Annotated in this window: 13 protein-coding genes and 1 tRNA gene; 3 read left to right on the top strand and 11 right to left on the bottom strand. The window is 47.4% G+C overall.

The features are described 5' to 3' along the window. Positions 1-8: 8 nt before the first annotated feature. Positions 9-362 (bottom strand): helix-turn-helix domain-containing protein, encoded by a 354-nt coding sequence (locus tag ACQGXV_RS22615; RefSeq protein ID WP_440863219.1) that lies wholly within the window; start codon positions 360-362, stop codon positions 9-11. An 85-nt stretch (positions 363-447) separates the two neighbouring features. Between ACQGXV_RS22615 and ACQGXV_RS22610 the strand changes: the two genes are divergently transcribed. Then, on the top strand, positions 448-645 hold the full coding sequence (locus tag ACQGXV_RS22610; RefSeq protein WP_440867559.1) for a helix-turn-helix domain-containing protein: 198 nt from the start codon (positions 448-450) through the stop codon (positions 643-645). 37 nt (positions 646-682) lie between these two features. On the opposite strand, the gene ACQGXV_RS22605 is transcribed toward ACQGXV_RS22610, so the two are convergent. The 3 genes from ACQGXV_RS22605 to ACQGXV_RS22595 all read right to left on the bottom strand — a co-directional run bounded on the left by ACQGXV_RS22605 (position 683) and on the right by ACQGXV_RS22595 (position 1,779). Beyond that, positions 683-1,021: a transposase family protein gene (locus ACQGXV_RS22605; protein WP_440867558.1), complete on the bottom strand. Its 339-nt coding sequence runs from the start codon at positions 1,019-1,021 to the stop codon at positions 683-685. A 123-nt stretch (positions 1,022-1,144) separates the two neighbouring features. Further along, a complete protein-coding gene (locus ACQGXV_RS22600) occupies positions 1,145-1,315 on the bottom strand; it encodes a hypothetical protein (protein ID WP_440863218.1) in 171 nt (56 codons plus the stop codon). Then, positions 1,267-1,779, bottom strand: coding sequence for a helix-turn-helix domain-containing protein (locus tag ACQGXV_RS22595; RefSeq protein ID WP_440863217.1), 513 nt, complete (start codon positions 1,777-1,779; stop codon positions 1,267-1,269). The genes ACQGXV_RS22600 and ACQGXV_RS22595 overlap by 49 nt, the downstream gene beginning before the upstream one ends. A 100-nt stretch (positions 1,780-1,879) precedes the next feature. Between ACQGXV_RS22595 and ACQGXV_RS22590 the strand changes: the two genes are divergently transcribed. Continuing rightward, positions 1,880-2,092 carry a hypothetical protein gene (locus ACQGXV_RS22590; protein ID WP_440863216.1) on the top strand — a complete coding sequence of 71 codons (213 nt, stop codon included), beginning with the start codon at positions 1,880-1,882 and terminating at the stop codon, positions 2,090-2,092. A 6-nt stretch (positions 2,093-2,098) separates the two neighbouring features. Here ACQGXV_RS22590 and ACQGXV_RS22585 read toward each other — a convergent pair whose 3' ends face one another. The 5 genes from ACQGXV_RS22585 to ACQGXV_RS22565 form a co-directional block, all read right to left on the bottom strand. Continuing rightward, positions 2,099-2,611, bottom strand: coding sequence for an IS630 family transposase (locus tag ACQGXV_RS22585; protein WP_440867557.1), 513 nt, complete (start codon positions 2,609-2,611; stop codon positions 2,099-2,101). 343 nt (positions 2,612-2,954) lie between these two features. Beyond that, positions 2,955-3,317 (bottom strand): IS630 transposase-related protein, encoded by a 363-nt coding sequence (locus tag ACQGXV_RS22580; protein ID WP_440863215.1) that lies wholly within the window; start codon positions 3,315-3,317, stop codon positions 2,955-2,957. Positions 3,318-3,514: 197 nt separating this feature from the next. After that, positions 3,515-4,438, bottom strand: coding sequence for an IS5 family transposase (locus tag ACQGXV_RS22575; RefSeq protein WP_440863214.1), 924 nt, complete (start codon positions 4,436-4,438; stop codon positions 3,515-3,517). Positions 4,439-4,503: 65 nt separating this feature from the next. Further along, positions 4,504-4,605, bottom strand: coding sequence for a DUF3772 domain-containing protein (locus ACQGXV_RS22570; RefSeq protein WP_440867556.1), 102 nt, complete (start codon positions 4,603-4,605; stop codon positions 4,504-4,506). Beyond that, entirely contained in the window at positions 4,568-5,068 is a 501-nt protein-coding gene (locus ACQGXV_RS22565; RefSeq protein ID WP_440867831.1) for a hypothetical protein, read from the bottom strand. The genes ACQGXV_RS22570 and ACQGXV_RS22565 overlap by 38 nt, the downstream gene beginning before the upstream one ends. 274 nt (positions 5,069-5,342) lie before the next feature. On the opposite strand from ACQGXV_RS22565, the gene ACQGXV_RS22560 reads away from it, so the two are divergent. Beyond that, positions 5,343-5,419: transfer RNA gene (locus ACQGXV_RS22560), tRNA-Arg, on the top strand. A gap of 111 nt (positions 5,420-5,530) precedes the next feature. Here ACQGXV_RS22560 and ACQGXV_RS22555 read toward each other — a convergent pair. Together ACQGXV_RS22555 and gpJ are read right to left on the bottom strand one after the other, a co-directional pair. After that, positions 5,531-7,363: a hypothetical protein gene (locus ACQGXV_RS22555; protein WP_440863213.1), complete on the bottom strand. Its 1,833-nt coding sequence runs from the start codon at positions 7,361-7,363 to the stop codon at positions 5,531-5,533. Between the two features lie 268 nt (positions 7,364-7,631). Then, entirely contained in the window at positions 7,632-11,579 is a 3,948-nt protein-coding gene (gene gpJ, locus ACQGXV_RS22550) for a TipJ family phage tail tip protein (protein ID WP_440863212.1), read from the bottom strand. Positions 11,580-11,631: the final 52 nt, after the last annotated feature.

The raw sequence follows: 11,631 nt of genomic DNA, 5'->3' as shown, positions 1-11,631 counted from the left end.
TAAATTATTCAACAAAGCCGCAAAACACATTCTCGCCCCAAGGTCATCTCTAAAACCGGCAATAATATTTTTACCCAGCGACATACCCGTGTTCTATCTAAACCAAAAAGAAGTCCTTGCAAATCATAGGTCGGATAACATTTTAAATACAACAAAATAAAAAGCAGTTTATCTAATGGGGTTGGGATAAATCCTTTCTGCCCTGCACCCATCTGCCGCTCGTGATCTTTTCGATTCTTTTTCCGACAAATCAAATAACAAGCTGAAAATTCAGCGGCTAAATTTTTCAATTCTTCGACTGATAATCCAATGATTGCTTTACATAAACGATTATCTCGTAACAACCGCTCTTTGTTGATCATTTCAAACCTTTATTCTCTAAGTTAAACCTCTTTTTATTCTCAATAGCCTGACAAAAAATGCAAGTCTCTATTCAGCAACTAGTTTATCGAAAAGCGGCGTGGTGAAGGTGTCAACCAAGCTACCATCGCCAGAGAGCTTGCTCTGCCTCGCTCGACCATCAGCAGGGAACTCAGACGCAATACCGACCCTACTTTCAATGGTGTCTACTGCTGTAGAAGGGCGGACACTCTGGCCCGGGAACGCCGTCATAAACCTCTGCCAAACAATAAGCGTGTTGCTTAATAGTGAAATAAGGGTGTTTCGGTGATTGAAGTAAATTTTACGCTGTTCTGAGATGGAAATTCCAAAGACCGGCGCTAAGGAGTAAGAAGGTATCATCAATAAAGGGTCTACGATTCCGTAAAATTTGGGTCATGCAACCGAGGCGCTTGATACCCGCGATGGCGTGTTCAACTGTAATACGGATGCCCGAGATTATTTTATTTTCTTGTTTTTGTTCAGGCGATAAAGGTCTTTTTCGAGTTCCTTTTTTTGGGATTTGTGTATTAGGATGCTGTTTATCTATACCTTGAAAACCGGTATCTGCCCAGATGGTTACCTCAGGAGGGGCTTTGTTGAATAATTTAACCGTTTGATTTACATCTTCTTTAGTTAGAATGCATTTACAGAGAATGTATTTTGTTAGAACGACAAATCAAATAGTTAGCACAATAAAAAGCATTCCGAGAGGAAAAATTAGTCGTTGAAATTTTATAATGCTTATATAAATCAGTATCTTAAATTATTCAACAAAGCCCTCAGGAGGAATATGGCGAATTATATCGACTTTATCGAGTAAGCGTTTATCGTGACGGCGCCCATTTTTGCTCATGGGGATAAATCCAATTTGCCTTGTTTCGTCAGTCATAATAAGCCCTTTTCGAGTGGTCTGTCTTTTCTTTCCCGAATACATTTTTTTCGCCGACGCAGATTCTTAGGCTTTTGGACAGGTCGCTCTGTCCCATCAATAAAGACGTCTTTAACTCCAGGAAAGGCGCGAAAAAATTCCTCAGCAGAGCGAATTTGACGAGCGGGCAAAACACATTCTCGCCCCAAGGTCATCTCTAAAACCGGCAATAATATTTTTACCCAGCGACATACCCGTGTTCTATCTAAACCAAAAAGAAGTCCTTGCAAATCATAGGTCGGATAACATTTTAAATACAATAAAATAAAAAGCAGTTTATCTAATGGGGTTGGGATAAATCCTTTCTGCCCTCCACCCATCTGCCGCTCGTGATCTTTTCGATTCTTTTGCCGATAAATCAAATAACAAGCTGAAAATTCAGCGGCTAAATTTTTCAATTCTTCGACTGATAATCCAATGATTGCTTTACATAAACGATTATCTCGTAACAACCGCTCTTTGTTGATCATTTCAAACCTTTATTCTCTAAGTTAAACCTCTTTTTATTCTCAATAGCCTGACAAAAAATGCAAGTCTCTATTCAGCAACTAGTTTAATGCTTTTTACCCGTTGGAGCCACACATTCAGAACTTCATCAGGCAGGCGCTTTCCACTCACTCTTCACCTGAAATCATCAGTGGCCGTTTGCACCTGGAATTCGGTATATCTGTCAGCAAGAATACGCTATATCGCTATATCCTGCAGGAGAGACAGGCTGGCGGGGAGCTATATCAGCAACTTCCTCATCGGGGAAAACGTTACAGGTATAGCCAAGCGACTTAATTTTGATTACACCATATGGACTGAGAACAAACTCTCTGTATCGCAACCCATCTCTCTTTTTTTGCTTTTTGCTTGTGCCCATTTATGCTCAATTGGGTTAAGATCTGGCGAATATGTAGGCAAATACTCCACCATATACCCTGCATCGATGATGACTTGTTGAATATTATGTTTTTTGTGAAAAGTGGCATTGCCCATCATGATTACACTGTTTTTAGGGAGTACTGGGATAAGGACTTGTGTGACCCAGGCATAGAAAACATCGCTGTTAATATTGATATCAAATAATCCGATAGCAAACAGCGTTGTGCCTAATAAAGCGCCGATAACATTTGTTCTTCCCCTAGCTCCCCAGTTCTTCAGGCCAAAACACCGTTGACCTTTTGGGGAATAGCCGTGAGTCCGTGGGGCATCGTGTGAAAAACCACTTTCATCAATAAAAACAATAGGTTTACCTTCTTTTTCATACTGTTGTTTTTTTTGTTGAAATGGCTTTGTTGAATAATTTAACCGTTTGATTTACATCTTCTTTAGTTAGAATGCATTTACAGAGAATGTATTTTGTTAGAACGACAAATCAAATAGTTAGCACAATAAAAAGCATTCCGAGAGGAAAAATTAGTCGTTGAAATGGCTTTGTTGAATAATTTAAAATACTGATTTAAATGGGTATTATAAAATTTTAACGACTAAATTTTACTACCGTAATGCTTTTTATTGTGCTAACTATTTGATTTATCGCTCTAACAAAATACATTTTCTGTACATGCATCCCACCTAAAGAAGTTGTAAATCAAAACGTTAAATTATTCAACAAAGCCCGTTGAAATTTTATAATGCTTATATAAATCAGTATCTTAAATTATTCAACAAAGCCTGTTGAAATCCCTGCCGGGCGTTTTCGTCGGCTTTCGGATGACGTAGAGTTTTTTTTATAGGTCAATCCCAGCTTTTTAAGCGCTTGCCAAATGGCCTTCTGACAAACGCCAAAACGCTCTGCACGTTCTTTTTGGTAAGCATCTGGATATTGTTCAACATCTTTTATCAACTCGGATTTATCGATCTTTCGCTGACGCGTGGTCGATGCTTTTGACTCTATTTGATTAATCCAACGCGATACAGAGGCAGGGCCAATCCGAAATTGCTTCGCTGTTTCTCGGATACTCAACCCTTCGTTTTTCCGTGTAGATATCACTTTACGTCTAAAATCAATTGAATAGCTCATTTAAATAATGTAATCAAAATTAAGTCGTTTAGCTATAAAACAACGTTCCATACCGCCAGTCCTGCTCCCAGGTTGCACTCAACGTATCACTGAGCTGCGCCTGAAACTGCGTCAACCGCTTTTCATCCTCAGCCTGAGACGGGCTTTGTTGAATAAATCAGAATTAGCCGACAGGATGACTCCCTCTGCTACACCTGTTATCCTATCCTGACGCTGTGTGGCATACCCAACAACGTCATGCGGTTCAGCGCTTTGACCATCGCTATGGCTTCACCTACTTGAGCCTCATAGTCACGCAGGCTCAGATGGCCACCCAGCAAAGTTTTTATGCGGAACATCGCTGTTTCTGCCACTGAACGCCGGTGATAACCCACTTTCTTTTTCCACATATCATTACTCCCGCTCAGACGCTGATTCGCCACCGCATGGTTACGTTCATGGTACTTGTCCGGCCAGTATTTGGCTCCGCTTCGCGGCGGGATAAGGGGCCTGATTTTCTTTCTTAGCAACGCATCGTGGCAGTAACGGGCGTCATAAGCACCGTCTGCTGACACTTCCCTGATTTTTCGGTGGGTTTGGTTAATCAGGCACGGCAGTGCCTGCGCATCTGTCGTTCCGCTGAGCGATAAGTCGGCACAGATAATCTCATGCGTCGCACTGTCTGCTGCCAGATGAAGCTTGCGCCACACTCTTCGTCTGTCAGCCCCATGCTGCCTGACTTTCCATTCACCTTCGCCAAAGACCTTCAGACCGGTACTGTCGATGACCAGATGCGAGATTTCACCACGCGTTGGCGTTTTTATGCTGATACTGACGGTTTTTGCCCGCCGACTGACCAGAGAGTAGTCCGGGCAGCGCAGTGGCAGGCTCATCAGTGTAAAAACCGAGTCGACAAAGCCCTGTAATGCCTGGAGCGACAGGTTAAACACGCGCTTTATCATCAAAACCGTGGTAACAGCCATATCGGTGTAGTAAAGCGGCCGACCACGACCTTCAGGCGAAGAACTGTCAGTCCATGCAGCGATGGCCGACTCATCAAGCCAGACCGTCAGGGAGCCGCGTTGTCTGAGTGCTTTGTTGTAGGTGGGCCAGTTGGTGATTTTAAACTTTTGCTTTGCCATGGGGAGCTGCTATCGGGAGCGATGATAGTGCTTTGATCCGGCGATCCCCTGAAAGTTCGATTTATTCAACAAAGCCCCTGAGACGCCAACAGAGGGGACCAGAAACTCGCCCCCAGAATGCTGCCCGAGTTAAGTGCCAGTTGCGTTTTTAGCGCATTGCGACGCAGCGTAACTATCTGCGCCGAGAGATTGAGGGCCCCCCGTTCTGATGGCCTGAATCTGCTCCAGTTGCGCGTCCAGTTTGGTTTTTTGCACACTCAAACTGGCACGTTTACGCGTAACTTCGCTAGTTTCCGTTATCGCTGCCCCCTGCTCTGGCGCAGGCCCCAGCACATCGACTTGCGCCTGGAGCTGTGCCTGAAGCGGCGCCAACGCAGTGGCGAGATCGTTGGTGTTGCCGATCAACTGCTGCACAGCGTCATTCAATTCGCCGTATTTACTGTCGCTGGCGGCATTTGAGACCTGCTGCTTGATGCCATCCAACTGCTTTTGCAATTTGGCGACTTCACTGTCTACATTGATTTTTGCGGCAGCAGTCACATCCGCAGGCGTGGTGTTATCAGCAGCCGTAGCCGGTGACGAGGCGCAAAACAGAGCAAATAATGCGGCAAACAGGACGGGAAGCCACACCTGCACAGCGCGTTGAGGCACTCGCCTCAAAAGGTTTCGTTGCATCAATAGGGCTCTTCTCTTGGCAATTGTCAGACCTGCATGTGCTTAATACACAATAGATTGCCTTTGTACGCAAGGGGGATAATCTGGAAGCCAGTTAACAGATATTGCGTTAAACTGTACAGCGATTCACCAGATAACATAATTCCGGGCGCAATGCGTTGACTCACCAAGACGTGTGGGTATAATCCAGCCCACTATGGTTACCTACCATAGTGACAACGCACTCTATGCGCCCTTAGCTCAGTTGGATAGAGCAACGGCCTTCTAAGCCGTAGGTCATAGGTTCGAATCCTATAGGGCGTACCATTTAAATCAACAAGTTACCTTAATGAAGCTAACCAAATCATTTTATTTAGGTGTTCTAACGGGTGCTGTAACGTTCAGGAATCTCCTAGCCGAGCGGAGTGTGTTTTTCGTTTAGCTTGCTACGGTATTGCAATAAACATTACTGTGAATTACCTTCGGGTTAGGCTCCTCACGTTCTGGCATCTGCACACGCACCGATATGAAGGTGTCACGCGGGATATCTATCGGGTCGCCGTTGGCGTATCCCTCTATCTCATTGCGAGCGAAAACAGGCGCATCCGGGTGTGGGCGGTGATAGGTGCGAATAACTATCGAGCCATCCGGGTTTATCTGCTCACTTCCATCATCACCACCGTAGTCCACCCACAGGCGCGGTAACTTGTTGCGGCACATCGGCACATCGATACCGCCCTCATCACCGCCCCAGGCGCGATCGGCATTCAGGCCCAAACAGCCGGAAATGCGGTACACACCTTCACTCAGACGTTCGGTGGTGATGTCCTCAGCTTCGCTGGTCAACTCGCTGGTACCATCGGCGAACAGCTTCACAACCGGGCTTGCTGTTTTCCAGAAGCCGTTGGAGTCGGTTACGGCGTTATTGCCAGTAACAAGCACGTTGCCGGACGCAGCGCTCGGGAACGTTACAACGGTTTGTCCTGTTGCTGATCCAGTGCCGTCCCGTCTTATTATTTTAAGTTGTCCGTTCTCAGCGGAAATAAGAACCCTGCGCCCAACTGTTGCCTGTGCGACCGTAGTCGATTCAAGGTATATCGCAGGGTATTGCCTAAGAATAAAGAAATCGTTAGTTAAGGTTTTTAGCCCGGATATTGTCTGTGCGCTGTCGAGCGTAGCCAACTCATGCCACGCACCAACGGCGTTGTTCTCGATTGTTCTAAAACGGTACGATGGCGTGCTATTTCTCACATCGATCCAAACTTGAGCGCCATAGGTGCTGCTTGGATTGCCGAACAGATTTTGTAAATAGCCGCTATTAGGAACATCAGACTGTTCAGCTGACCGGGCATACCAAACGCCATTTGCTCGGTGATCAGATGCAAGGGTTGCGCCGGGCAACACTTGCGATGTGTTACTGCCAATACCACCAGCTAACCCGGCAACCAACACCTGACCAGCAGTAGCCAATGACGCTGTCTGCTTAGCAAGATTTTTGTCGGTCCAAAAGTTATGGATCACCGTAGCCGTTCCGGCTTCGTTACCTACAGTTGCCCTAATACCAAAAGACGGCGCTCCCACAACGGCTTCATGACCAAAAGACATTGAAGCCCACAAATCGCCCGTTTTTAGAAGAACGGACGGCGCATATCTGAGGCCATAAGAAACACGGCTTGTGTCATTACGGTATATGCGACTCCCTGTGTCGGAAGCCCTAAGCCACGCAATCATTGCCGCATCATCACGGTTGAAAGCCTGCCCTTTCGCCCCCCAACCCCAAGCCCCGTTTATCAATAGCGAGCCTGCGGTAGCATCAAACTGGCCAGTCTGCTTAACCCCTGTTACCTTCCCATTCAGCGCATCATCCCATGCCTTTTGCGAGCGAACGGTGACAGTCTGGCCGTCGGGCGTAGTTAAGGTAACGTTTCCCGCTCCGGTTAATATCTGCTGCCAGCCTGATAGTTGCTGCTGGTAATAGGCCAGCGTTGATGCAAACTCATGGGCAAACTGTTCAACCGAAACAGCCGGTGAGGTGGGAATAGCATAAGCTTTGCCTGTTCCCGTTGTGCCATTGAACGCCGATACCAGCGTTAATTGTGTATCGGATTGCACAGACTCAATTTCATAAATCTGAACAGTGCCAGCAGCAGGCAACAATAACATCCGGCCCGCTGATACACCGTTTAATGGATGAGTGAATTGGGTTCCTGTGCCCGTAATGATTTTGCTGCCATTAGTGGCAGTTAGCGTTCCGGTTTTATACCAAGACATATTTTCACCACACACAAAAAAACCGCAGAATGCGGTTTATGGTTTTCGATAGCATTGGTTGATATAGCCAACCGACTTAAAAATGATTACAGCCGATGCCCTGATATGTGGCAAAGAAGCATAGCTGGCTGTTATCAAAATAATGTCGCTTAGCTATATACCAACATGATAGATATTTTTACTTTCTAAAGATCACCGGTTGTAACTAGCAACTACAAATATTAGATAGCACCCGTTGTGTGCCATGCTTTCATACGTTTACCCTGCTTTATTGCCAATTCATTATCGGCGTAATCGAACTTGATTGCCGAAAAGCAGCAACGTCGAATTTGAACACAACCTTGTGAACCATCGTTCCACCACTCGATGGGCTTCTATGCATCTTTATTGAAACGACAGAAAATCCCTCACCGGCTGGGATAGTGAGAATTATTTTTCGAGGACGGATATAGGGTGCTAATTCGGCGCGACCCCACATATTTATGACTAAATCATCATCAATATATAATCCACCGTACCCCCCAGCGCCGGTTTGTCCGTTGAAAAACCAAATTTCATTAGTTTCCCTGTATATGGGAGGATTGAAAGCGCGGGTCCTCTCGTCGGTCGAGCCAATCATAATGATTGTTTTATCAAATAATTCTCTTTTTATTTTAAATAATTGATAGCTATAATCGCCACCATCTAAACCAATAATGCCGGTATATTCTCCGGCAAAGCTGTAGGTGTAATCATAAACATCACCAACAATTTTTCCAGCATAGACAGTCCCGTAGAAACTACCGTCATGAAATTCAGCATCCCCGTTCTTAGATATCTTCCATCCACGCACATCTTTAGCATAATTATTTGATTGTAGGTCGCCTCTAAACAACATGTCGTTGAACTCAGCAGTACCGTCTTTATTGATCATCCACCCTGAAACACCAGCAGAATAGTTTTTTGACTTGATGAGATCGCCAATCATCAGGTCAGTGATTGTGCCCTTACCAATAATCGCAGAATTAATAATTACCTGATCCCCCTGCGTGGTGAATATGAGTTGTGGATTTCCCCCGGCTGCATTCATGATCGAGAATCGGTCTTGCAGGAATATAGTATTCGACTGCATACCCTGGTCCGAGTCCTCAATGCTCTGCGTCATGCCGGCCACATAGTGGCACCCATTTGCATCAACCTTAATGCGCAGTGTGCGATAGGCCGACAACTTCACATCTGTGCCATTCACAATGCTGCTGATATCGCTGATTTCCGTTGTGACACCGTTAACCGTGGAGGTGAGTTGGGTGAGCTGCGTAGCTTGCGCTGTAAGCTGCCCGTCAATGTTGGTGACAGAGGTTTGCAGCCCCTGCACCGCCGTCGCATTCGCTGTAAGGCCAGTAGCAGGATCGTTCATCTGACTGTTGAGATCGGTCAGCTGCTGCGATGTGGTTTCGTTTTGCGTTGCCACTGTCTGCTGCAACTGCGTCAGATTACTGTTCGTCGTGCCGATACTTGACTGCATTTCCAGCATCGCAATCGTTCTGGCCTCAACTTCATTTGCTATTACTGCACGCGTTTCCGTGATTTCTGCCGCTCTATCACCGTTCTGCGCGCGCCAGCGTCGTGTTTCAGCATCGTTAGCCAGGCTGTTACGGATAATCGCTTTGGCCTGTTCAATGCTGTTCAGCATGCCGTCCGATATTTGCAGGGTATTGTTCTCAACCTCACCAACCAGAGATTTCCATGCATCGGTTTCAGTGATTTCACCCACAATCACATCCGTAATATCGCTTACGTCTGTGCTGGATCCCCCGCGTATCCAGTTCGTCCACGGTCCCTGATTGCCTGACTTGTCAACAATACGGGCACGGTAAAAGAACGCCTGACCGACACTGAGCCCCATTTGCTGATAGGTGCGAGTGGGGTAAGCCACATCGGCCAGCAGCAACGCAGTCTGCCCGTCGCTCGTAGGGGAATACTGAATCTCCGTTTTCAGGGTATCGTCTGTGTCAGCAGGAAAACTCCAGTTAAGCTGAATGCCGAAAACGAGTGGCACTGTGATGAAACTCGCCAGCGCAGGCGGGTTGCCCTCTTTGCCGTTAAGCCGGGTCTCCTGCGCGTTAGCCCACATGCTGGAGATTTCAGCCGCATTAATAGCCCGGACGCGAGCCTGATATTGCCCGGCGTAAATGCCTGGTACTTCAAAACCCAACGCAGAAGTACGCGCTGCATTTATCCAGTTGCCATTATCACGTCGCCATTGCGCCTCATAAGCGATTGCGCTTTCAGCCCGATCCCACGTTACCCGAAGTGTCGTAACGTTTATGCCCTGATCGACAGTGTTGTAACTGCCAATCTCGACACTTTCGGGGGCAGGTTGTACTGAAGGCGGAATAACGCTGATCGGACGCGATTCAATGCGTGCGCCGTTATCAATATTGTCCCATTTGTCCGGGTCATACTCGACGCCGGTGATATCAAATGACAGACCACCATCAGCCTCGGCCACACCAACAATGCGGTACAGTTGCAAAGCCAAATCAGTGGCATCTATCGCCCATACAGATTCTGCGATCGGCGTTTCGCTGTAGTCTGTTGTGACCGTAATGATGTTGTCGTTTACCGCTTCAATGGTGCGCCCTTCCGCTTTCCCACTCGGCAGGTTAACAATCAGGCGCTCACCAATGGCCGCAGACGATACGCGATCAAGTGTGATGTTACGCCCGTCAACCGCACTGATGCGACCCCCCAGGGGACGCCCTGCCAGTAACGAATCAGCTACCCCAACAATTGAGCCAGGCACCGGAATATCGCCATCCAGCCCCATTGTGTACGCAATGGCCCTGTCCGCATCATTGGTGTGCAAAATCCATTTACCACGGCGGATCGCCTCCGTCTGACGAATACAACCAATCGCCGTCACTTCGGCCTGTTTAATCCCGTAACGTTTAACCAACTTGTTATCATTGACGGCTTCAACGGCATCCTGATAGCTGTTGGCAGGATCGGACCATGACACCATGGCCTGGCTATAATGTGTTTTCTCGCTGGCGTTGCTGTAGGTGAATTTCCCGTCTTTCACGTTGGCGCGCGTCACGATGTAATCAATATCGCGCGGCATATCGGCGATCACATTCATCTGGTTGTTGCCCCAGAACGTGGCACCGCGAAAGATTGCAGCCAGATCATTAAGCACGGTCCAGGCTTCTTCCTGCGACTGGATATACACATCGCATAAAAAACGTGGTTCAGTGCCATTACCGCCCCGGCCATCCGGTACTAACTGATCGCAATACTGTGCAATCTGATACAGCGACCATTTTGAAACGGAGAGGTTTTCAGCCTTGATGCGGTTGCCAAGGCCAAAGCGATCGCTGATCTGGATGTCGTAATACACCCAGGCAGGGTTATTGGTGAATGCCCATTTAAAGGTGCCGTTCCATGCCCCGCTGTAAGTTCGGGCTACCGGATCATAATTTGAGGGGACGCGGATAATGCGCCCATCGGGCTCACAGGAAATGACCGGGATATTCTGGAACTGTTTCGCATCAAACTGAATAAACAGCAGCGCGGTTTCCGGGTAACGCAATTTCGCATCAATGATTTCCGTAACGGCATCAATAACCATTTTATCGGCAATGCGGTTGCTCGTTGAATTCGGCGTAATGCGACGCACACGGATTTGCCAGCCGGTTGTTGCATCAGGTAAGTCAATACGGTGGCTACGCTCATATTTCGTCGTAGTCTTACCGTCGACCGCTGTTTTCAGCAGTTCCTGATAGCTGCCGCCATCCGTGGCCACATCAATCGCATACTCAATGCGATAACCACCAACATCGCCGTTATCCTGTTGTTGCTGGAGTGCAGACCACGAAAAGCGTAGACGTACCGCTGAAAGCTGAGTATTGGTGAGTGACCGCACCCAGGCTGTCTGACTGGTTAATTCTGTGCTGACGGTAATTTCATTCTCAACGCCAGGGAAGCCGGGTATATAGGATTGATCGGGCGTGCCGGAGCGAAACTCCCACGTCACGCCTGAAAAGTTTGCGTTGCCGTGCGCATCAGTGATCGGTGTGCCGTCCAGAAAAACCCGCGAGCCATCCAGCCCACCGCTAAATTCCCCCTCCCCCAACGCCAGCAGAATTTTTGCGTAGGACGTAGACTGAATAGAATCAGGTGACTCAACCGGTGTGCGGGCATTACCGCCGCCACCTTTACGACCACGAATCGTCATGAATGCTCCAAAAACAAAAAAACCGCTAAGCGCGGCTTAAACGTGTGAAGGG

Source organism: Symbiopectobacterium purcellii, from assembly GCF_052050035.1.
GTDB classification, from domain to species: Bacteria; Pseudomonadota; Gammaproteobacteria; order Enterobacterales; family Enterobacteriaceae; genus Symbiopectobacterium; species Symbiopectobacterium purcellii_A.
This window is presented reverse-complemented; position numbering and strand designations above follow the sequence as displayed.

Coding starts and splice junctions, on each gene's coding strand:
- ACQGXV_RS22615 (WP_440863219.1), bottom strand. CDS start 362: ATGATCAACAAAGAGCGGTTGTTACGAGATAATCGTTTATGTAAAGCA.
- ACQGXV_RS22600 (WP_440863218.1), bottom strand. CDS start 1,315: ATGTATTCGGGAAAGAAAAGACAGACCACTCGAAAAGGGCTTATTATG.
- ACQGXV_RS22595 (WP_440863217.1), bottom strand. CDS start 1,779: ATGATCAACAAAGAGCGGTTGTTACGAGATAATCGTTTATGTAAAGCA.
- ACQGXV_RS22580 (WP_440863215.1), bottom strand. CDS start 3,317: ATGAGCTATTCAATTGATTTTAGACGTAAAGTGATATCTACACGGAAA.
- ACQGXV_RS22575 (WP_440863214.1), bottom strand. CDS start 4,438: ATGGCAAAGCAAAAGTTTAAAATCACCAACTGGCCCACCTACAACAAA.
- ACQGXV_RS22555 (WP_440863213.1), bottom strand. CDS start 7,363: ATGTCTTGGTATAAAACCGGAACGCTAACTGCCACTAATGGCAGCAAA.
- gpJ (WP_440863212.1), bottom strand. CDS start 11,579: ATGACGATTCGTGGTCGTAAAGGTGGCGGCGGTAATGCCCGCACACCG.